General features: G+C 65.2%; 15 protein-coding genes. 10 read left to right on the top strand and 5 right to left on the bottom strand.

The window, feature by feature from the left end; translation table 11 throughout:
• Positions 1 to 3 precede the first annotated feature (3 nt).
• Positions 4 to 1,779, top strand: a complete 1,776-nt coding sequence (locus tag QPK27_RS05975) for a GMC family oxidoreductase (protein WP_290417293.1) — start codon at positions 4 to 6, stop codon at positions 1,777 to 1,779.
• Between the two features lie 15 nt (positions 1,780 to 1,794).
• A complete protein-coding gene (locus tag QPK27_RS05970; protein WP_290417292.1) occupies positions 1,795 to 3,192 on the top strand; it encodes a cytochrome c in 1,398 nt (465 codons plus the stop codon).
• Between the two features lie 141 nt (positions 3,193 to 3,333).
• On the opposite strand, the gene QPK27_RS05965 is transcribed toward QPK27_RS05970, so the two are convergent.
• The gene (locus tag QPK27_RS05965) at positions 3,334 to 3,537 is read right to left on the bottom strand and encodes a cold-shock protein (protein ID WP_020653506.1); all 204 of its coding nucleotides are present in this window, start codon (positions 3,535 to 3,537) and stop codon (positions 3,334 to 3,336) included.
• A 328-nt stretch (positions 3,538 to 3,865) separates the two neighbouring features.
• Here QPK27_RS05965 and clpS point away from each other — a divergent pair, with 328 nt between their 5' ends.
• Entirely contained in the window at positions 3,866 to 4,168 is a 303-nt protein-coding gene (gene clpS / locus QPK27_RS05960; RefSeq protein ID WP_290417291.1) for an ATP-dependent Clp protease adapter ClpS, read from the top strand.
• Positions 4,165 to 6,465, top strand: coding sequence for an ATP-dependent Clp protease ATP-binding subunit ClpA (gene clpA, locus QPK27_RS05955; protein WP_290417290.1), 2,301 nt, complete (start codon positions 4,165 to 4,167; stop codon positions 6,463 to 6,465). The genes clpS and clpA overlap by 4 nt, the downstream gene beginning before the upstream one ends.
• Positions 6,466 to 6,598: 133 nt before the next feature.
• Here clpA and QPK27_RS05950 read toward each other — a convergent pair whose 3' ends face one another.
• Positions 6,599 to 7,321 carry a hypothetical protein gene (locus QPK27_RS05950; RefSeq protein WP_290417289.1) on the bottom strand — a complete coding sequence of 241 codons (723 nt, stop codon included), beginning with the start codon at positions 7,319 to 7,321 and terminating at the stop codon, positions 6,599 to 6,601.
• Between the two features lie 142 nt (positions 7,322 to 7,463).
• Here QPK27_RS05950 and QPK27_RS05945 point away from each other — a divergent pair, with 142 nt between their 5' ends.
• Positions 7,464 to 9,101 (top strand): methyl-accepting chemotaxis protein, encoded by a 1,638-nt coding sequence (locus QPK27_RS05945; RefSeq protein WP_290417288.1) that lies wholly within the window; start codon positions 7,464 to 7,466, stop codon positions 9,099 to 9,101.
• Between the two features lie 110 nt (positions 9,102 to 9,211).
• Here the strand turns inward: QPK27_RS05945 and QPK27_RS05940 are convergent, their stop codons facing one another.
• From QPK27_RS05940 to prpR, 3 genes are all read right to left on the bottom strand, one after another.
• A complete protein-coding gene (locus QPK27_RS05940; protein WP_290417461.1) occupies positions 9,212 to 10,363 on the bottom strand; it encodes a PLP-dependent aspartate aminotransferase family protein in 1,152 nt (383 codons plus the stop codon).
• Between the two features lie 80 nt (positions 10,364 to 10,443).
• A complete protein-coding gene (locus tag QPK27_RS05935) occupies positions 10,444 to 11,823 on the bottom strand; it encodes a pyridoxal-phosphate dependent enzyme (RefSeq protein ID WP_290417287.1) in 1,380 nt (459 codons plus the stop codon).
• 213 nt (positions 11,824 to 12,036) lie between these two features.
• Positions 12,037 to 13,659 (bottom strand): propionate catabolism operon regulatory protein PrpR, encoded by a 1,623-nt coding sequence (gene prpR, locus QPK27_RS05930; protein ID WP_290417286.1) that lies wholly within the window; start codon positions 13,657 to 13,659, stop codon positions 12,037 to 12,039.
• A 197-nt stretch (positions 13,660 to 13,856) separates the two neighbouring features.
• On the opposite strand from prpR, the gene QPK27_RS05925 reads away from it, so the two are divergent.
• The 5 genes from QPK27_RS05925 (at position 13,857) to acnD (ending at position 20,773) form a co-directional block, all read left to right on the top strand.
• Positions 13,857 to 14,165 (top strand): DUF485 domain-containing protein, encoded by a 309-nt coding sequence (locus tag QPK27_RS05925; RefSeq protein WP_290417285.1) that lies wholly within the window; start codon positions 13,857 to 13,859, stop codon positions 14,163 to 14,165.
• Positions 14,162 to 15,844, top strand: coding sequence for a cation acetate symporter (locus tag QPK27_RS05920; protein ID WP_374047017.1), 1,683 nt, complete (start codon positions 14,162 to 14,164; stop codon positions 15,842 to 15,844). The genes QPK27_RS05925 and QPK27_RS05920 overlap by 4 nt, the downstream gene beginning before the upstream one ends.
• A gap of 230 nt (positions 15,845 to 16,074) precedes the next feature.
• Complete coding sequence (gene prpB / locus QPK27_RS05915) at positions 16,075 to 16,965, top strand: methylisocitrate lyase (protein ID WP_290417284.1); 891 nt, start codon at positions 16,075 to 16,077, stop codon at positions 16,963 to 16,965.
• 11 nt (positions 16,966 to 16,976) lie between these two features.
• Positions 16,977 to 18,137 (top strand): 2-methylcitrate synthase, encoded by a 1,161-nt coding sequence (prpC, locus tag QPK27_RS05910; RefSeq protein ID WP_290417283.1) that lies wholly within the window; start codon positions 16,977 to 16,979, stop codon positions 18,135 to 18,137.
• Between the two features lie 5 nt (positions 18,138 to 18,142).
• A complete protein-coding gene (gene acnD / locus QPK27_RS05905) occupies positions 18,143 to 20,773 on the top strand; it encodes a Fe/S-dependent 2-methylisocitrate dehydratase AcnD (protein WP_290417282.1) in 2,631 nt (876 codons plus the stop codon).

Raw genomic sequence — 20,773 nt, 5'->3', positions numbered from 1 at the left:
AGCATGGCAATCATCAAAGAGAAAACAGACGCCGTCATCGTCGGCATGGGCTGGGTCGGTGCGATCCTGGCCAAGGAACTCATCGACGCCGGCATGAACGTGGTGGTGCTGGAACGCGGCCCGGACCGCGACACCCAGCCCGACTTCGCCTACCCGCGCGTGGTCGATGAACTCGAAGGTTCGGTGCACCGCAAGTACCTGCAATCGCTGGCGCAAGAGACCGTGACCATCCGCCACAGCCCGAACGACGTGGCGGTGCCGTATCGCCGCATGGGCTCGTTCAAGCCGGGCACCGGCGTCGGCGGCGCCGGCAGCCACTGGTCGGGCTGCCAGTTCCGCGCGCTGCCGGAGGATTTCAAGATCCGCAGCCTGATGGAACAGAAGTACGGCAAGAAAATCCTGCCGGCCGGCATGTCGATCCAGGATTTCCCGGTCACCTATGAAGACCTGGAACCGCATTTCGACCACTTCGAATACGTGTGCGGCACCTCGGGCAAGGCCGGCGTCATCGACGGCAAGTTCGTCGGCGGCGGCAATCCGTTCGAAGGCTCGCGCTCGCGCGAGTTCCCGCTCGGACCGAACCCGGACTACCTGGGCGCGGAGCTGTTCTACAAGGCGGCGCGCGAGATGGGCTACCACCCGTATCCGATCCCGGCCGCCAACGCCTCGGCGCCCTATACCAACCCTTACGGTTGCCAGATGGGTCCGTGCAACTTCTGCGGCTTCTGCTCGGATTACGGCTGCCTGAACTACTCGAAGGCCAGCCCGAACGCCAACATCCTGCCGGTGCTGCGGGGCCGCAAGGGTTTTGATCTGCGCACCCACGCGCAGGTGATGAAGGTGAACCTGACCGCAGACCGCAAGATGGCCACCGGCGTGACCTACCTCGACGCCCAGGGCCGCGAGACCGAACAGCCGGCGGACATCGTCATCCTGGCCGCGTTCTCGCTGTACAACGTGCACCTGATGCTGGTGTCGGGTATCGGCCAGGCGTATGACCCGGTCACCCGTACCGGCACCGTCGGCAAGAACTACTCGTACCAGAACCTGAACCGCGTCTCGCTGTTCTTCGACAAGACCGTGCACGCCAACCAGTTCATGGGCATCGGCGGCGGCGGCACCACGATGGACGACCTGAACGGCAACCGCAATGATCCGACCAAGTCCGGCTTCATCGGCGGCGGCATCGTGTGGGCGCGCCAGCCGGGCGGCGGTCCGGTGCGCGGCATTGCCACCGCGCCGGGCGTGCCGGGCTGGGGCAGCGAATGGAAGAAGGGCGCCAAGGATGCGATGCGCCACTCCTTCTATTACGAAGTGCAGGGTTCGTGCATGTCGTACGACGACGCCTACCTGAGCCTGGACCCGAACTACAAGGATGCCTTCGGCCGTCCGCTGCTGCGCATGACCTTCGACTGGCACGACAACGAAATCGTCGCGTCGCAGTACCTGGTCGACAAGGCGCAGGAGATGTGCAAGGTCCTGAACCCGCTGGCGACCAAGGGCGACGCCAAGAAGCCGGGCTCGCACTACAACATCAACCAGTACCAGAGCACCCACACCTGCGGCGGCGCGATCATGGGCTCGGATCCGAAGACCTCGGCCCTGAACCGCTACCTGCAGTCGTGGGACGTGGCCAACGTGTTCGCCCCGGGCGCCAACGCCTTCCCGCAGAACAATGGCTACAACCCGACCGGCATGGTCGGCGCGCTGGCCTACTGGTGTGCCAAGGCGATCAAGGAGCAGTACATCAAGAACCCGGGCCCGCTGGTGCAGGCGTAACAAGGACGCGAATACATGACACAGAAAAAACCAGTCAAGAAAGTCATCCTCGCGCTCGCAGCGGTTGGCGCGGTGGTCTTCGCCGGCGCCTACGGCTATGCCGTGGCGCCGACCGAGACCCGCAAGATCGAACCGGGTCCGCTGCTCGCGGCAGTGGCATCCAGCGGCGCGCCGGACGCCGGCCTGATCGAGAAGGGGCGCTACGTCGCCACCGCCTCGGACTGTATCGCCTGCCACACGGCGCCGGGCGGCAAGGAATTCGCGGGTGGCCGCGTGATCCAGTCGCCGATCGGGAATATGTACAGCACCAACATCACGCCCGACAAGGCGACCGGCATCGGCAACTACACGCTGGACGACTTCGACCGCGCGATCCGCCACGGCATCACGCCGAGCGGCGGCACGCTGTATCCGGCGATGCCGTTCCCGTCCTACGCCAAGATGAGCGACGACGATCTGCGCGCCCTGTACGCCTACTTCATGCACAGCGTGAAGCCGGCGGCGCAAGAGAATCGCGCCGCCGACATCACCTGGCCGCTGTCGATGCGCTGGCCGCTGGGCATCTGGCGCAAGACCTTCGTGCCGGTGCAGGGCCCGATGGACCTGACCAAGTATGCCGACGGTCGTATCGCACGCGGCGCCTACCTGGTCCAGAGCCTGGGCCACTGCGGCACCTGCCACACCCCGCGTGCGGCGACGCTGAACGAACTGGCGCTGGACGATTCCGGCCCCGAGTTCCTGGCCGGCGGTCCGCTGATCGACGGCTGGCTGGCGGTCAACCTGCGCGGCGACAAGGTCGACGGCATGGGCAACTGGAGCGAGAAGGACATCGTCGACACCCTGAAGACCGGCCGCAACGCCCACTCGGGCGTGCTGGGCGAACCGATGCAGGACGTGGTGGCGCACAGCACCCAGAACATGACCGACGAGGATCTGTCGGCCATGGCGGCCTATATCAAGACCCTGCCTGAAACCGGCGGCAAGAAGTCGGGCTTCACGGCCAGCGAAGCGACGGTGCAGAAAATCATGTCCGGCAACGACAGCGAGCGTGGCGTCCAGCTGTACCTGGACAACTGCGCTGCCTGCCACCGCGTCGACGGCAAGGCGTCGGGCAAGGTGTTCCCGGCGCTGCCGGGCAACCCGACCGTGCTGCAGGAAGACGCGACGTCCTTGATCCGCGTGGTGCTGGCCGGCGCCCGCCTGCCGAGCACCAAGACCGCGCCGTCGGACCTGGGCATGCCGGGCTTTGCCTGGCGCCTGTCGGACGAAGAGACGGCGCAGCTGACCACCTTCGTGCGTAACGCCTGGGGCAACAAGGCGTCGGCGGTCGAGGCCGGTGACGTGGCCAAGGTGCGCAAGGCGCTGAAGGACCACGAGATCCATACCGTGGACAAGGGCGACAGCAAGCACTGATTGCCGCTTGATAGGCTGTCGTTAAAGCCGCCGGTCGTCGCAAGACGGCCGGCGGCTTTTTTATGACCGAGGGCAGGGACGGGCAGGGACGAAAAAAAACCCCGCTGAATGCGGGGTTCTTCGCTTCCGGGAGGGGAGTGCTTACATGCCCTGGATGTTGGAAGCTTGCTTGCCTTTCGGGCCTTGCGTGACTTCGAATTGGACTTTTTGACCTTCTTTGAGGGTCTTAAAACCGTTCATATTGATCGCGGAGAAGTGTGCGAACAGATCTTCGCCGCCGTCATCAGGAGTGATGAAGCCAAAACCTTTGGAATCGTTGAACCACTTAACAGTACCAGTTGCCATAAAAGAACCTTCAGATATAAACAAATCACACGAGCCGTAAAAGCAAGAAGCTTCTTGCCCCCCTCCTCAGTCTCACTTCTTATCAACAAGTACATAAGTACAATGTCAATAACTGCATTGTTGGTGGAATAATCACTGAAGTCAAGGGGTTTTGCATGCCGTATGTCAAATATTACATCGCCCCATGCACCATCGGTAATCGTCGGGCTTGATTTCTTCAATTGAAACGCCATCTGCGCAAATATCTGAAAACGCGTAAGATGGAAGCACCTGAAAACGAACTGATGTTTACGCTTGGCACCCATCCCGGACGTATTAGAATTAACCCATGGCAACGAAGCACGATACTGAACAACTGCTCGAGCGGCAGACCGTCAAACCGCCTCCGCTGTACCAGGTGGCGCTACTGAATGATGACTACACGCCGATGGAGTTCGTGGTCGCCGTGATCCAGGAATACTTCAACAAGGATCGCGAGACCGCTACCCAGATCATGCTGTCCGTGCATCAGCATGGGAAGGGGGTGTGTGGGGTGTTTTCCAAAGATATAGCGTGTACCAAAGTGGAGTTTGTCTTAACGCATGCGCGCAAGGCGGGTCACCCCCTGCAGTGCGTGATGGAGGAAGTATGATTGCGCAGGAACTTGAAGTATCCCTACACATGGCCTTTGTCGAAGCGCGACAGGCACGCCACGAGTTCATCACCGTGGAACACCTGCTGCTGGCGCTTCTGGATAATCCATCGGCCGCCGAAGTCCTGCGTGCGTGCGCGGTCAATATCGAAGACCTGCGCAAGACCTTGACTAATTTTATTGGCGATAACACCCCGACCGTGCCCGGCACCGGCGAGGTCGATACGCAACCGACGCTCGGCTTCCAGCGCGTGATCCAGCGCGCGATCATGCACGTGCAGTCGGCCTCGAACGGCAAGAAGGAAGTCACCGGCGCCAACGTGCTGGTGGCGATCTTCGGCGAGAAGGACTCGCACGCCGTCTACTACCTGCACCAGCAGGGCGTGACCCGTCTCGACGTGGTCAACTTCATCTCGCATGGCGTGCGCAAGGACCAGCAGATGGACACCACCAAGGCGTCCGAAGGCGTGGAAGAAGCGCAGGTCGAAGGCCAGGCCAAAGAAAGCCCGCTGGATCAGTTCACCCAGAACCTGAACAAGCAGGCCGCCGACGGCAAGATCGATCCGCTGATCGGGCGCGAGGAAGAAGTCGACCGCGTGATCCAGATCCTGTGCCGCCGCCGCAAGAACAATCCGCTGCTGGTGGGCGAAGCCGGCGTGGGCAAGACCGCGATCGCCGAAGGCCTGGCATGGCGCATCGTCCAGGAAGACGTGCCCGAGATCCTGCAGAACGCAGTCGTGTTCTCGCTCGACATGGGCGCGCTGCTGGCCGGCACCAAGTACCGCGGCGACTTCGAGCAGCGCCTGAAGGCAGTGCTCAAGCAGATCAAGGACACCCCGAACGGCATCCTGTTCATCGACGAGATCCACACCATCATCGGCGCCGGCTCGGCGTCGGGCGGCACCCTGGACGCGTCGAACCTGCTCAAGCCGGCCTTGGCGAATGGCCAGCTGAAGTGCATCGGCGCGACCACGTTCACGGAATTCCGCGGCGTGTTCGAGAAAGACCATGCACTCTCGCGCCGCTTCCAGAAGGTGGACGTCAACGAACCATCGGTCGAGCAGACCATTCAGATCCTGCGTGGCCTGAAGTCGCGCTTCGAAGAGCACCATGGCGTCAAGTATTCGGCGTCGGCGCTGTCGACCGCGGCCGAACTGGCGGCGCGCTTCATCAACGACCGTCACCTGCCTGACAAGGCGATCGACGTCATCGACGAAGCGGGCGCCGCCCAGCGCATCCTGCCGAAGTCGAAGCAGAAGAAGACCATCGGCAAGACCGAGATCGAAGACATCATCGCCAAGATCGCGCGGATTCCACCGCAGACCGTCAACCAGGACGACCGCAGCAAGCTGCAGACCATCGACCGCGACCTGCGCAACGTGGTGTTCGGCCAGGACCCTGCGATCGACGCGCTGTCGGCCGCGATCAAGATGGCGCGCGCCGGCCTGGGCAAGACCGACAAGCCGATCGGCTCCTTCCTGTTCTCCGGTCCGACCGGGGTCGGCAAGACCGAAGTCGCCAAGCAGCTGGCCTTCATCCTGGGCATCGAGATGGTGCGCTTCGACATGTCCGAGTACATGGAGCGCCATGCCGTGTCGCGCCTGATCGGCGCGCCGCCGGGCTATGTCGGCTTCGACCAGGGCGGCCTCTTGACCGAGGCCATCACCAAGAAGCCGCACGCGGTGCTGCTGCTGGACGAGATCGAGAAGGCCCATCCGGACATCTTCAACATCCTGCTGCAGGTGATGGACCATGGCACGCTGACCGACAATAACGGCCGCAAGGCGGACTTCCGCAACGTGATCATCATCATGACCACCAATGCGGGTGCCGAAAGCCTGACCAAGCGCTCGGTGGGCTTCGTCGATTCGAAGGAAGCGGGCGACGAGATGGCCGACATCAAGCGCATGTTCACGCCGGAGTTCCGCAACCGCCTGGACGCGATCATCAGCTTCCGCGCGCTGGACGAGGACATCATCCTGCGCGTGGTCGACAAGTTCCTGATGCAGCTGGAAGAGCAGCTGCACGAGAAGAAGGTCGAGGCGATCTTTACCGAGAAACTGCGCAAGTTCCTTGGCAAGAAAGGCTTCGATCCGGCGATGGGCGCACGTCCGATGTCGCGCCTGATCCAGGACATGATCCGCAAGGCGCTGGCCGACGAGCTGCTGTTCGGCCGCCTGGTCAACGGTGGCCGCGTCACGGTCGACCTGAACGAGAAGGACGACGTCGTCCTCGAGTTCCCGGAAGGCGATCCGCTGCCGCCGCCGGCCCCGGCCGAGACGGTCGAGATCGAGTAAATCCAGACACGCGGTTCGCCGCGTTGTTCACGAAACCCGCGCACGCAAGTGTCGCGGGTTTTTTTACGTTGATGCTCGTCGCGTGGTGCGGTGCTCGGCGCTTGCCGGCGCACCCCCTGGTCAGTCGGCAGGGCTACTTGCCCAGCAGGCGCAGCGACTGGTCCCAGTCGTCTTCCCAGTCCAGCAGGAAGTCGTGCGTCTTGAAGGCGCGCTTGAGGGGGCCGAGCGGCACGCGGTAGACATCGTTCAGCCCCAGCGCCAGGGTCACCGGATTCCACACCGCATTGCGTTTCGATTTGCGCGCGCTGGCCTTGACCCGCGCGCCATCGTCGCCAAAGATCCCGATTGCCCCGTCAAGCGCCTTGCCGAGGTCCATCCTGGCGTGCGCCGCGAAGGCTGCCAGTACTTGCTCCTTGGTGATGCCGAGCCGCGATTCGCTGGCGGGTTTGGGCGCGGGCGGCGTGTCGGCGGCGCCCGGCTGCTCCCCGCGCGCCAGCGCCGCGGCCAGCTGTTTCAGGTCCTTCTGTTGAAAGCGCAAGGCATCGAGCGGCCGGCGAAAACCCGGCTCGGGCAGGCGTGCGACGATCTTGTAGGCATCCTTGGTGAGTGTGATCAAGACGTCGTCGCTGCCGGCTGCAAGGAGCGCGATATCGTCCCTGAAAAAGACCGGCGCGGCGTACCCGCCATTGGCGTCGCCAAACAGCTCCGGAAAGGCTGGGTCGTAATCGAGCCAGACATAGGGCGTCAAGCCATGCTCGAGCAGGCGCGCCAGGTGCCATGGTGAACCGGTCTGCTGTTCGAGCCAGGCGCAGGCTTCGAGGGTAGTGGCGCGAAAGGGAAGTTCAAGGGGGGTCATGACGCTGTCTGTGGCGTGAAAGTCCCGTATTTTAGTCGACGCCGGGCGCGGCATTGCCGGGCTTCGGGGTAATTCACATTCACGAGGGTGTCATATAACATTTCTATACTGCAAGCATTCCCGTCCCACCCACGACACTGCCATGCAGCTCGCCAAACTCAATACCTCTACCAAACTCATCGGCGCCTTTGGCATCATTGCGCTGGTCATGGCCCTGATGACCGCCGTCGCTCTCTGGCGGATGCACGCGGCCGACAGCATCACCACGGACCTGGTGGGTGACAAGCTGGCCAAACAACAGCTCACGTCCGACCTGCTCGGCATCGAACGCCTGAATGGCTCGCGCACGATGTCGATCGCGCGCAGCGACAGCCTGGAGTTGGGGGACTATTTCCTGGCTCAGCTGGCTGAAGGGAAGAAGGGCGCCGCCGCCATCGAAGCGCAGCTGGGCAAGCTGCCGGCAGACGACAAGGAGCAGGCGCTGCTGCGGGCAGCTGCGAAGAACAAGAGCGCGCTGGCAGCGGTGCAAGAGGAACTGTTCCGCGCCAAGGACCTGGGCCAGACCCAACTGGTCGAAAGCACCCTGACCGGCAAATGGGAGCCTGCCTACAAAGCCCATATCGGCGCGCTGGAAGGCTTGCTGGCCTTCGAGACGGCGCAAGCCCATCGCCTGGCTGACGAATCGGCGCTGGCATCGACCTTCAGCAAGACGCTGCTGCTGATGCTGGGCGCCGCCGCACTGGCGGTCGGCGCCGCCCTGGCCTGGCTGCTGACGCGCAACCTGGTGCTGCCGCTGCAGCAAGCGGCCAGATTGGCCGAACAGGTCGCGCACGGCGACCTGCGCCCCATCATCGAGCACCGCCGCAGCGACGAGATCGGCCGCCTGTTCGATGCCCTGAACGGCATGACCCACGGCGTCTCGTCCACCGTGTCGCAGGTGCTGCACGGCGCCCAGGCGATCGACTCGGCCTCGGGCGAGATCGCCGAAGGCAACCAGGACCTGTCGGCGCGCACCGAGCGCCAGGCCGACGCGCTGCGCCAGACCGTGGCGGCGATGGATGAGCTGAGCGAAGCGATCGCCAGCAACAACCTGAATGCGCGCCAGGCCAATGCGCTGGCGCAGACCGCCTCCGGCGTCGCCACGCAAGGCGCGCAGGCGGTCGAGCAGCTGGTGGCGCGCATGGGTGCGATCAAGGCCTCGGCGGCGCGCATCGTCGACATCACCGGCATGATCGACAGCATCGCCTTCCAGACCAATATCCTGGCCCTGAACGCGGCGGTGGAAGCGGCGCGCGCCGGCAGCGAAGGGCGCGGCTTCGCGGTGGTCGCAAGCGAGGTGCGCAACCTGGCCCAGCATTCGGCCGGCGCGGCCAAGGAAATCAAGAAGCTGATCAACGAATCTAGCGGCGAGATCGAGGCCGGCACCGGCATGGCCGAATCGGCCGGCGCGACCATGCGCGCCATGCTGCAGCACGTGCACGAAGTTGCCGGCATCCTTGGGCACATCCACACGGCGAGTGCGGGTCAGGCCGACGGCGTCACCCAGGTCAGCCGCGCGATCGCCGAGATCGACCTGTCGACCCAGCAGAATGCGGCGATGGTGGAAGAGGCGGCGGCAGCGGCGGCGTCGATGCGGCAGCAGGCGGCGGAGTTGTCGGCGCTGGTAGCGACGTTCAAGTTGCGGGCCGATCAGGGTGCGCCGCAGGTGACGGCGTTCGACCCAGACGTCTTCGAGAAAGATGCGGCGCCAGGCGCGCCGCGGTTGTTGAAGGCTGCGTAGGGTTGGCGGCTTCGCCGCCGACGCGGTGATAGTCGGCGGCGAGATCATCGGGTAGGACATCGACGCCGATAACAATCGGCGCGTCGGCGGCAAAGCCGCCAACCCTACTTTTAAATTGCTGCAAGCGCCCGCCGCAAATCCTCGCGCTGGTCTTCCAGGTGCTCGATCCCGACCGACAGGCGGATCAAGCCATCGCCGATCCCCAGCTCGGCGCGCCGCTCGGGCGGGATGCTGGCATGGGTCATCAGGGCCGGATGCTCGATCAGGCTTTCGACCCCGCCCAGACTCTCGGCCAGAGTGAACACTTCGCACGTCTCAAGGAAGCGCCGCGCGCCGTCGAGGTCGGTGTCCAGGTCGATCGAGACGATGCCACCGTAGCCGTGCATCTGGTTGCGCGCCAGCGAGTGCTGGGGATGCGACTCCAGGCCGGGATAGTAGACCTTGCGCACTTGCGGCTGCTGCTCCAGCCACTCGGCCAGCAGCAGCGCGTTGCCGCTGCTGCGCTCCACGCGCAGCGCCAGGGTCTTGATGCCGCGTAGTACCAGGAAGCTGTCGAATGGTCCCTGGATCGCGCCTACCGCGTTCTGGATGAAGCCGAGCTTTTCGGCCAGGCCGGTCTGGGCGTCGCTGGCGCCGACCACTGCCACGCCGCCGATCACGTCCGAGTGGCCATTGATGTACTTGGTGGTCGAGTGCACCACGATGTCGATGCCGTGTTCCAGTGGGCACTGCACGATCGGGCTGGCGAAGGTGTTGTCGCACACGCTGAGGATGCCGCGCGCGTGGCACAGGGCGGCGATGGCGGCCAGGTCGGCCAGCTTGAGCATCGGGTTGGTCGGGGTCTCGACCCACACCATGCGCGTGTGCGGCGTGATCGCCGCGGCCAGCGCGTCCGGGTCGGACATGTCGACGTAGCTGAAGGTGAGGCCGGCGCTGTCGCGCCGCACGCGTTCGAACAGGCGGTAGGTGCCGCCGTACATGTCGTCGCCGGCGATGACGTGCGAGCCGCTCGGCAGCAGTTCGAGCACCGCCGCGATCGCGGCCAGGCCGGAGGCGAAGGCGAATGCTGCGCGCCCGCCTTCGAGGTCGGCCACGCAGCGCTCCAGCGCCCAGCGCGTCGGGTTGTGCGAGCGGCCGTAGTCGAGGCCCTTGTGCACGCCCGGACTGTCCTGGCGGAAGGTGGAGGTGGCGAAGATCGGCGGCATCACGGCGCCGGTGGCCGGCTCCGGCGCCTGGCCGGCGTGGATCACGCGCGTCTCCATGTGGCGCTTGAATTCGACCTCCTTGGCGACCGAGTGCGGATGGGAATTGGAGTGGGTCTGTGGCTGGTAATCGGGTTTGGTCACGACAGCGTCCTTCGCAGATGATTGAGCAGATCGTAGCGCGTGATCAGGCCATAGAAATGCGGGCCGTCGGCGATGACGGCGGTCAGGCCGCGGTCGAGGATCTCGCGCAACTGGCCCATGCTGGCCGACGGGTGCAGGGTCTGCAGCTGGGAAGTCATGGTACTCGAGACCGGCGCACCAAAGCGCTCGGCTTCCTGGGTCACGTGCAGCAGCAGGTCGGATTCGTCGATCAGCCCCGCCAGCCGGCCTTCGGCGTCGATCACGGGAAGCTGCTGCAGGTCGCTGTTGCGCATGCGGTTGAAGGCCGTGAGCAGGGTGTCGCCCGGCGCCAGGCTGACCACCTCGCCGGCGTCGTAGCGGCGGCCGATCAGGTCGCGCAGGTCGCCCGTTTTCGGACGCGTGATCAATCCCTGGTCGACCATCCAGCCGTCGCTGTAGACCTTGCTCAGGTAGCGCGTGCCGGTGTCGCACACGAAGGTGACGACGCGTTTGGGGCGGCTCTGTTCGCGGCAATAGCGCAGCGCCGCCGCCAGCAGCGTGCCGGTGGAAGAGCCGCCGAGAATGCCTTCTTGCTGCAGCAGCAGGCGCGCGGTGCTGAAGCTTTCTTCGTCGGGAATGGTATAGGCCTTCTTCACGCGCGACAGGTCGGCGATCGCCGGGATGAAATCCTCGCCGATGCCTTCCACCGCCCACGAACCGGCATGCTTCGACACGTGGCCGGTGTTCACGTAGTCGGCCAGGATCGAGCCTCGCGGATCGGCCAGCACGAATTCGAGCTGGGGCTGGACTTTCTTGAAGTAGCGCGACAGGCCGGTGATGGTGCCGGACGAGCCGACCCCGACCACGATGGCGTCGACCTTGTGGTTGGTCTGGTCCCAGATCTCGGGGCCGGTGCTGGTTTCGTGGGCGCGCGGATTGGCCGGGTTGTTGAACTGGTCGGCGAACCAGGCGCCGGGGATCTCTTTCGCCAGGCGCGCGGCGTAGTCCTGGTAGTACTCGGGGTGGCCCTTGCCGACGTCGGAGCGGGTCAGGTGGATCTCGGCGCCGAGCGCCTTCAGGTGCAGCACTTTCTCGGCCGCCATCTTGTCCGGCACCACCAGCACCACGCGGTAGCCCTTGATGCGCGCCACCAGCGCCAGTCCCAGTCCGGTATTGCCGGCGGTGGCCTCGACCACGGTGCCGCCCGGCTGCAGATGGCCGTCGTGCTCGGCCTGCTCGATCATGGTCTTGCCGATGCGGTCCTTGATCGAGCCGCCGGGATTCTGCGATTCGAGCTTGAGGAACAATTGGCAGGGGCCGGTGTCGATGCGGGTGACTTCCACCAGCGGGGTATCGCCGATCAGTGAAAACAGTGCAGCTTGCGACGCATGTTGCATAGTGCCTCCATGGGACCGGACCGCGGCGGCGCAGGTGGTGCGGGGACGCGGACCGGCGTGCAACGACGAGCTGGCGCCGCCGGTGGACGGCGTCAGGCCATAATAAAAGAACATGATACGAGTTTTTGCAGGGCGCCGCTTTTGAGGTACTTAAAGTTACGTCATTGCGCATTCGGGTGCCGCCCCCGGCCTGAAAACCGCAGGCGCCCGGGGTCAAGCTTCCGACTTCAACCTGCGCCACAAGGTCGTGCGGCTGATCCCGAGATGGCGCGCCGCCAGGTCGCGTTGGCCGCCGAAACGCGCCAGCACCTCGGCCACCGATTCGCGCGCCGGCGCGAAGCCAGGGGCGGGGGCGCTGCCGGACACGGAAGCGGTGCCACGTCGCCCGAGCTCCGGCGCCACCGACAGCACGAACGCCGGCGTCAGCGCCTGCAGCGGCTCGGCCGCCAGGAACAGGGCCAGGCGCTCCATCAGGTTGCGCAGCTCTCGCACATTGCCCGGCCAGGCATAGGCCTCGAGCAATGGCGCGCACGCGCTCATCTCCGCATGCAGGTTCGGATGCGGCCGCGCATCGAGCGCGGCCAGCGCGCCTTTCAACGACCATTCGGCCAGCGCCACGATATCGTCGACGCGCTCGCGCAAGGGCGGCAATGCCAGCCGCAGCACGGCCAGGCGATAGAACAGGTCGGCCCGGAAACGTCCCTCGCGCACGCGGGTTTCCAGATCGCAGTGGGTGGCGCTGATCACGCGCACATCGATCGGCACCGGACGCGTGCCGCCGACCCGCATCACTTCGCGCTCTTCCAGCACCCGCAGCAAGCGCGTCTGCAGAGGCAGCGGCATTTCGCCGATCTCGTCCAGGAACAGTGTGCCGCCGTTGGCCGCTTCGAACAGGCCGGCATGGCCGCCGCGGCGGGCGCCGGTGAAGGCGCCTTCCTCGTGCCCGAACAATTCCGACTCCAGCAGCGACTCGGCGATCGCGCCGCAATTGACCGCCACGAACGGGCGGTTGGCGCCGCGGCGCGGGCTTTCGCGGTGGATCGCCTGCGCCACCAGCTCCTTGCCGCTGCCGGTCTCGCCTTCGATCAACACCGTGCTGGGCGAGCGCGCATACAGCACCACACCCTGGCGCAGGCGCTCCATCGCCGCCGATTCGCCGCGCAGGTCGTTCAGGCCGCGCCGCGCGCGCCGGCTGTCGGCGCCGGCCGCGGTACGTCGTCCTCGTCCCCGATCGGCTTCCAGCCGCGTCAGGCGCGCCAGTTCCAGCGCGTCGTCGAAGGCTTGCCGGATCGATGCCGCCGAATACAGGAACACGCCGGTCAGCCCGGCTTCCTCGGCCAGGTCGGTAATCAAACCGGCGCCGACGATCACCTCGATGCCGGCGGATTTGAGTTCCTTGACGGCGGCGCGTGCATCCTCGCGCGTGACGTAGGTGCGCTGGGCCAGCGCGATGCCGAAGTTGGCGGCGAACTCGCCCAGTTGCGGCAGCGGCGCCTGGTAGCTGATCACGCCGATCCGCTCCGACACCCGGCGCGCGCGCGACAGCGCCTGCAGCACGTCGAAGCCGCTGGCCTTGGCCGCGATCACCGGCACCGAAATCCGTCCCTTGAGCCAGGCCGCATTCGAGCCGGCCGCGATCACCACGTCGCAATGCTCGTTCGCCAGCCGCTCGCGGATGTGGCGCGCCGCGTCGTCGAAACCTAATTGAACCGGCTCGATCGAAGCCAGGTGGTCGTATTCGAGGGTGATGTCGCGGAACAGGTCGGACAGGCGCGACACCGACACGGTCCAGATGACGGGTTTGTCAGACTCGGGCGCAGGATGGGCGGGATTCATGTTTCAAGTGTAGTGCATTTTGCACCTGATGTTTCCGCCTGAAACGCCAGCGCCACCGGCACGCACGGTCGATTCATTTATATGCCGTAAGAATCCGGTAAGGGCGCGGACTTAGGATGGACTCAGCCTCAGTGGCAATGCTTGGCGTCAAGACGCATGTAAACACAGGCAATACATATAGAAAATCAGGAGACAAGATGGATCAAGATGTTGTTCAACGGGTCAAGAGCGACCCGAATTACCAGAAGCTCAAATCGACCCGCTCCAGGTTCGGCTGGACGCTGACCTGGGCCATGATGATCGTGTACTACGGCTTTACGCTGCTGGTCGCGTTCAACAAGGAATTCATGGGCACGCGCTTCGGCGAAGGCGTCATGACCTGGGGCATTCCCCTGGGTCTGTTCGTGATCGTCTTCACCGTCGTTATCACCGGCATCTACGTGCGCCGCGCCAACAAGGAATACGACGAACTGACCGACGCGATCCGCGCCAAGGTGGGCGCATGATGACCGCCGTCCTGAACAAGCGCAACGCTCTTGCGCCGCTGCTGCTCGCTGCTGCCGCAGCGACCACCAACCTTGCGCATGCCGCCCCTGACCTCGGCCAGGCCACCCAGCAAGCCACCAACTGGACCGCGATCGTGATGTTCGCCGTGTTCGTCGTGGCCACCCTGTTCATCACCAAGTGGGCCGCCGCCAAGACCCGTTCGGCGTCCGACTTCTACACCGCCGGCGGCGGCATCACCGGCTTCCAGAACGGCCTGGCGATCGCCGGCGACTTCATGTCGGCGGCGTCCTTCCTCGGCATTTCCGCCGCGGTGTTCCTCGACGGCTTCGACGGCCTGATCTACGCGATCGGCTTCCTGGTCGGCTGGCCGGTGATCACCTTCCTGATGGCCGAGCGCCTGCGCAACCTGGGCCGCTTCACCTTCGCCGACGTGGCCTCGTACCGCTTCGCCCAGAAGCCGATCCGCGTGTTCGCGGCGTCCGGCACCCTGGTCGTGGTGCTGTTCTACCTGATCGCGCAGATGGTCGGCGCCGGCCAGCTGATCAAGCTGCTGTTCGGCCTGGAGTACTGGATCGCGGTGGTGATCGTCGGCATCCTGATGATGGTCTACGTGCTGTTCGGCGGCATGACCGCCACCACCTGGGTCCAGATCATCAAGGCCGTGCTGCTGCTGTCGGGCGCTTCGTTCATGGCGTTCTCGGTGCTGGCCCAATACGGCTTCAGCCCGGAAAAACTGTTCCGTACCGCCACCGAAGTGCACGCCAAGGGCGACGCCATCATGGGCCCGGGCAGCTTCATCAAGGATCCGATCTCGGCGATCTCGTTCGGCATGGCGCTGATGTTCGGCACCGCCGGCCTGCCGCACATCCTGATGCGCTTCTTCACCGTCCCGAGCGCCAAGGAAGCGCGCAAGTCGGTGCTGTGGGCAACCACCTGGATCGGCTACTTCTACATCCTGACCTTCATCATCGGCTTCGGCGCGATCGTGCTGGTCGGCACCAATCCGGCCTTCAAGGATGCTGCCGGCGCACTGCTGGGCGGTAACAACATGGCGGCGGTGCACCTGGCCAAGGCCGTGGGCGGCGACGTGTTCCTCGGCTTCATCTCGGCCGTGGCGTTCGCGACCATCCTGGCGGTGGTGGCCGGCCTGACCCTGTCGGGCGCCTCGGCCGTGTCGCACGACCTGTACGCCACCGTCATCAAGAAGGGCCAGGCCACCAGCGCCAACGAACTGAACGTGTCGAAGATCACCACCATCGCACTCGGCTTCATCGCCGTGCTGCTGGGCATCGCGTTCGAAAAGCAGAACGTGGCCTTCATGGTGTCGCTGGCGTTCGCGATCGCGGCCTCGGCCAACTTCCCGGTGCTGTTCATGTCGGTGCTGTGGAAGAACTGCACCACCCGCGGCGCCACCGTGGGCGGCTTCCTGGGCCTGGCCACCGCCGTGGTCCTGACGCTGCTGTCGAAGTCGGTGTGGGTCGACGTGCTGGGCCACGAGGCGGCGATCTTCCCGTACGCTTCGCCGGCGATCTTCTCGATGGCGGTCGGCTTCATCGGCATCTGGCTGTTCTCGGTCACCGACAACGGCCCACGCGCCCAGATCGACAAGGCCGGCTTCGAAGCGCAGGAAGTGCGCGCCGAGACCGGTATCGGCGCGGCATCGGCTTCCGGCCACTAAGCGGCGCATGCTGCACCCGAAACCCCGCTGCGGCGGGGTTTTTTTTATTGTTGCGTTCGCTTGAACGGTGTTTCAATCTGAAACCGGATTGAAACAGGGGCTATGCGGCGGCATATTGCTTGACGCCGGCAAGTCCTTGAAAACACCCGTCAATTTGTTGCGCTCCGATGCTGGCACGGTGCTTGCAATCATGGTGTGAACATTCACCGTATCGTTCGAAAGGGTTCAAGATGAGTTACCAGAGCGCAGGCGCCGCATTCCGCAAGGCCGTCCAGGAAGAATCCCCGCTGCAGGTGGTGGGCGCCATCAACGCCAACCACGCGCTGCTGGCCAAGCGCGCCGGCTTCAAGGCGATCTACCTGTCGGGCGGCGGCGTGGCCGCCGGCTCGCTCGGCCTGCCCGACCTGGGCATCTCGAACCTGGACGACGTGCTGGTCGACGTGCGCCGCATCACCGACGTGTGCGACCTGCCGCTGCTGGTCGACATCGACACCGGTTTCGGCGCATCGGCCTTCAACGTGGCGCGCACCGTGCGTTCGCTGGGCAAGGCCGGCGCAGCCGCCTGCCACATCGAAGACCAGGTCGGCGCCAAGCGCTGCGGCCACCGTCCCGGTAAAGAGATCGTCAGCAAGGGCGAAATGGTGGACCGCGTCAAGGCCGCCGCCGACGCGCGCATCGACGACGATTTCGTGATCATGGCGCGCACCGACGCGCTCGCCGTGGAAGGATTGGACGCCGCCATCGAGCGCGCGGTTGCCTGCGTGGAAGCCGGCGCCGACATGATCTTCCCGGAAGCGATGACCAGCCTGGAGATGTATAAACAGTTCGCCGACGCGGTCAAGGTGCCGGTGCTGGCCAACATCACCGAATTCGGTGCGACGCCGTTGTTCAGCGTCGATGAACTCAAGAGCGCCAACGTCGGCCTGGTGCTGTATCCATTGTCGGCCTTCCGCGCGATGAACAAGGCGGCCGAGAACGTCTACAACGCGATCCGCCGCGACGGCACCCAGCAGAACGTGCTGGACACCATGCAGACGCGCGCCGAACTGTACGACCGCATCGACTATCACAGCTACGAACAGAAGCTCGACGCGCTGTTTGCCCAGAACAAAGCAAAATAAGGAGACCCAAGATGACCGCCCAGAACAACGATACGCCCACCTTCAAGCCCAAGAAATCCGTCGCCCTGTCCGGCGTCGCCGCCGGCAACACTGCATTGTGCTCGGTCGGCAAGTCGGGCAACGACCTGCATTACCGCGGCTACGACATCCTGGACGTGGCCAATGCCTGCGAATTCGAAGAGATCGCGTATCTGCTGGTGCACGGCAAGCTGCCGAACGAGGCCGAGCTGCGCGGCTACAAAGCCAAGCTGCGCTCGCTGCGCGGCCTGCCGCAGGCGGTCAAGAGCGCGCTCGAAGCGCTGCCGGCCGGCGCCCATCCGATGGACGTGATGCGCACCGGCGTCTCGGCCCTGGGCTGCGTGCTGCCCGAGAAGGACGACCACAACGTCGCCGGCGCACGCGACATCGCCGACCGCCTGATGGCCTCGTTCGGCTCGATGCTGCTGTACTGGTACCACTTCAGCCACGCCGGCAAGCGGATCGAAGTCGAGACCGACGACGACTCGATCGGCGGCCACTTCCTGCACCTGCTGCACGGCTTCAAGCCGCGCGACGAGTGGGTGAGGGCGATGCATACCTCGTTGATCCTGTACGCCGAGCACGAGTTCAATGCCTCGACCTTTACCGCGCGCGTGATCGCCGGCACCGGCTCCGACATGCATTCCGCCATCACCGGCGCCATCGGCGCGCTGCGCGGTCCGAAGCACGGCGGCGCCAACGAAGTGGCGCTCGATATCCAGAAGCGTTACGAGAATCCGGACGAAGCCGAGGCGGACATCCGCAACCGGGTGGCGAACAAGGAAGTGGTGATCGGCTTCGGCCATCCGGTGTACACGATCTCGGATCCGCGCAACGTGGTGATCAAGGAAGTGGCGCGTTCGCTGTCGCAGGAAGCTGGCTCGATGAAAATGTTCGATATCGCCGAGCGGCTGGAATCGGTGATGTGGGAAGTGAAAAAAATGTTCCCGAACCTGGACTGGTTCTCGGCGGTGTCGTACCACGTGATGGGCGTGCCGACTGCGATGTTCACGCCGCTGTTCGTGATCTCGCGCACCTCCGGCTGGGCGGCGCACATCATCGAGCAGCGCATCGACAACAAGATCATCCGTCCGAGCGCGAATTACGTTGGGCCGGAGGATCTGGCGTTCGTGCCGATCGCGGACCGGAAGTAAGCACCATGAACACCAATCACCTCAAACCTCTGCCAGGCACCAAGCTGGACTACTTCGACACCCGCAGCGCCGTCGACGCCATCCAGCCCGGCGCCTGGGACAAGCTGCCCTACACCTCGCGCGTGCTGGCCGAAAACCTGGTGCGCCGCTGCGACCCGGCGTCGATGACCGACGCGCTCAAGCAGATCATTGAACGCAAGCGCGACCTCGACTTCCCCTGGTTCCCGGCGCGCGTGGTCTGCCACGACATCCTGGGCCAGACCGCGCTGGTCGACCTGGCCGGCCTGCGCGACGCCATCGCGGCCCAGGGCGGCGACCCGGCCCTGGTCAACCCGGTGGTGCCGACCCAGCTGGTGGTCGACCACTCGCTGGCGGTCGAATGCGGCGGCTTCGATCCCGACGCATTCACCAAGAACCGCGCCATCGAAGAGCGCCGCAACGAAGACCGCTTCCACTTCATCGACTGGACCAGGAAGGCGTTCCAGAACGTCGACGTGATCCCGCCGGGGAACGGCATCCTGCACCAGATTAACCTCGAGCGCATGTCGCCGGTGATCCAGGTCGAGAACGGCGTGGCCTATCCCGACACCCTGGTCGGCACCGACTCGCACACCCCGATGGTCGACGCGCTGGGCGTGATCGCGATCGGCGTCGGCGGGCTGGAAGCCGAGAGCGTGATGCTGGGCCGCGCCTCGTACATGCGCCTGCCCGACATCGTCGGCGTCGAGCTCACCGGCAAGCCGCAGCCCGGCATCACCGCCACCGACATCGTGCTGGCGCTGACCGAATTCCTGCGCGCGTCGAAAGTGGTCTCGACCTATCTCGAGTTCTACGGCGAGGGCGCCGCCAATCTCACGCTGGGCGACCGCGCCACGATCTCGAACATGGCCCCCGAATTCGGCGCTACCGCCGCCATGTTCTACATCGACGAGCAGACCATCAAGTACCTGCGCCTGACCGGCCGCGAAGACGAGACCGTGCACCTGGTCGAAACCTACGCCAAGGAGGCGGGCCTGTGGGCCGACAGCCTGCAAGGCGCGGAGTACGAACGCACGCTGTCGTTCGACCTGTCGTCGGTGGTGCGCAACATCGCCGGCCCGTCCAATCCCCACAAGCGCGTGCCGACCTCGGAACTGGCCGCGCGCGGCATCGCCTACCCGGCAGAGAACCGGGCCGAGAACCGGGTGGAAAACGAGCTGGGCCTGATGCCGGACGGCGCCGTCATCATCGCGGCGATCACCAGCTGCACCAACACGAACAATCCGCGCAATATGGTCGCCGCCGGCCTGCTGGCGCGTAACGCCAACCGTCTCGGCCTGGCCCGCAAGCCATGGGTGAAAAGCTCGCTGGCGCCCGGCTCGAAAGCCGTGGCCTTGTACCTGGACGAAGCCGGCCTGACGCCGGAACTGGACAAGCTGGGCTTCGGCGTCGTCGCTTTCGCCTGCACCACCTGCAACGGCATGAGCGGCGCGCTCGCCCCGGCGATCCAGCAAGAGGTGGTCGAGCGCGACCTGTATGCCACCGCGGTCCTGTCGGGCAACCGCAACTTCGACGGCCGCATCCATCCCTACGCCAGGCAGGCCTTCCTGGCCTCGCCGCCGCTGGTGGTGGCGTATGCGATCGCCGGCACCATCCGCTTCGACATCGAGAAGGACGTGCTGGGCGTGACGGCCGAGGGCAAGGAGATCCGCCTGGCCGATGTGTGGCCATCGGACGACGAGATCGACGCCGTGGTCGCGGCCAGCGTCAAGCCGGAGCAGTTCCGCAAGGTCTACACGCCGATGTTCGCGCGCGTGGTGGACGACGGCGCCCCGGTCAGCCCGCTGTACGACTGGCGCCCACAAAGTACTTACATTCGACGGCCACCGTACTGGGAAGGCGCGCTGGCCGGAGAGCGCACCCTGGCCGGCATGCGCCCGCTGGCGGTCCTGGGCGACAACATCACCACCGACCACCTGTCGCCGTCGAACGCGATCCTGCCCGATTCCGCCGCCGGCGAATACCTGGCGAAGATGGGCCTGCCCGAAGAAGACTTCAATTCCTACGCCACCCACCGCGGCGACCACCTGACCGCGCAGCGCGCCACCTTCGCCAATCCGACGCTGAAGAACGAGATGGTGAGGGACAGCATGGGCAAGGTGATTGCCGGTTCGCTGGCGCGCATCGAGCCGTCGGGCCAGGTGACGCGCATGTGGGAAGCGATCGAGCACTACATGGAACGCAAGCAGCCCTTGATCGTGATCGCCGGCGCCGACTACGGCCAGGGTTCGTCGCGCGACTGGGCGGCCAAGGGCGTGCGCCTGGCGGGCGTGGAAGCGATCGTGGCCGAGGGCTTCGAGCGCATCCACCGCACCAACCTGGTCGGCATGGGCGTGCTGCCGCTCGAGTTCAAGCCGGGCGTTGACAGGCTCACCCTCGAGATCGATGGCACCGAGACCTTCGACGTGCTCGGCGAGCGCACGCCGCGCGCCGAGCTGACGCTGGTGATCCGGCGCCGCAGCGGCGCGACGCTCGACGTGCCGGTGACCTGCCGCCTCGACACCGCCGAAGAGGTGGCGATCTACGAAGCGGGCGGCGTGCTGCAGCGCTTCGCCCAGGACTTCCTCGAATCGTCGGCGCCGAAGGCGGCGGCGTGA

Origin of the sequence: Massilia sp. YIM B02443, from assembly GCF_030411955.1 — a bacterium.
Classification (GTDB): Bacteria; Pseudomonadota; Gammaproteobacteria; order Burkholderiales; family Burkholderiaceae_D; genus Telluria.
Note: the sequence above shows the minus strand (reverse complement) of the source record. Positions and strands in the feature narration are given on the sequence as shown.

Excerpts from the sequence above, each read along its gene's own strand:
- QPK27_RS05975 (WP_290417293.1), top strand. The coding sequence starts at position 4 with ATGGCAATCATCAAAGAGAAAACAGACGCCGTCATCGTCGGCATGGGC.
- QPK27_RS05970 (WP_290417292.1), top strand. The coding sequence starts at position 1,795 with ATGACACAGAAAAAACCAGTCAAGAAAGTCATCCTCGCGCTCGCAGCG.
- QPK27_RS05965 (WP_020653506.1), bottom strand. The coding sequence starts at position 3,537 with ATGGCAACTGGTACTGTTAAGTGGTTCAACGATTCCAAAGGTTTTGGC.
- clpS (WP_290417291.1), top strand. The coding sequence starts at position 3,866 with ATGGCAACGAAGCACGATACTGAACAACTGCTCGAGCGGCAGACCGTC.
- clpA (WP_290417290.1), top strand. The coding sequence starts at position 4,165 with ATGATTGCGCAGGAACTTGAAGTATCCCTACACATGGCCTTTGTCGAA.
- QPK27_RS05950 (WP_290417289.1), bottom strand. The coding sequence starts at position 7,321 with ATGACCCCCCTTGAACTTCCCTTTCGCGCCACTACCCTCGAAGCCTGC.
- QPK27_RS05945 (WP_290417288.1), top strand. The coding sequence starts at position 7,464 with ATGCAGCTCGCCAAACTCAATACCTCTACCAAACTCATCGGCGCCTTT.
- QPK27_RS05940 (WP_290417461.1), bottom strand. The coding sequence starts at position 10,363 with ATGGAGACGCGCGTGATCCACGCCGGCCAGGCGCCGGAGCCGGCCACC.
- QPK27_RS05935 (WP_290417287.1), bottom strand. The coding sequence starts at position 11,823 with ATGCAACATGCGTCGCAAGCTGCACTGTTTTCACTGATCGGCGATACC.
- prpR (WP_290417286.1), bottom strand. The coding sequence starts at position 13,659 with ATGAATCCCGCCCATCCTGCGCCCGAGTCTGACAAACCCGTCATCTGG.
- QPK27_RS05925 (WP_290417285.1), top strand. The coding sequence starts at position 13,857 with ATGGATCAAGATGTTGTTCAACGGGTCAAGAGCGACCCGAATTACCAG.
- QPK27_RS05920 (WP_374047017.1), top strand. The coding sequence starts at position 14,162 with ATGATGACCGCCGTCCTGAACAAGCGCAACGCTCTTGCGCCGCTGCTG.
- prpB (WP_290417284.1), top strand. The coding sequence starts at position 16,075 with ATGAGTTACCAGAGCGCAGGCGCCGCATTCCGCAAGGCCGTCCAGGAA.
- prpC (WP_290417283.1), top strand. The coding sequence starts at position 16,977 with ATGACCGCCCAGAACAACGATACGCCCACCTTCAAGCCCAAGAAATCC.
- acnD (WP_290417282.1), top strand. The coding sequence starts at position 18,143 with ATGAACACCAATCACCTCAAACCTCTGCCAGGCACCAAGCTGGACTAC.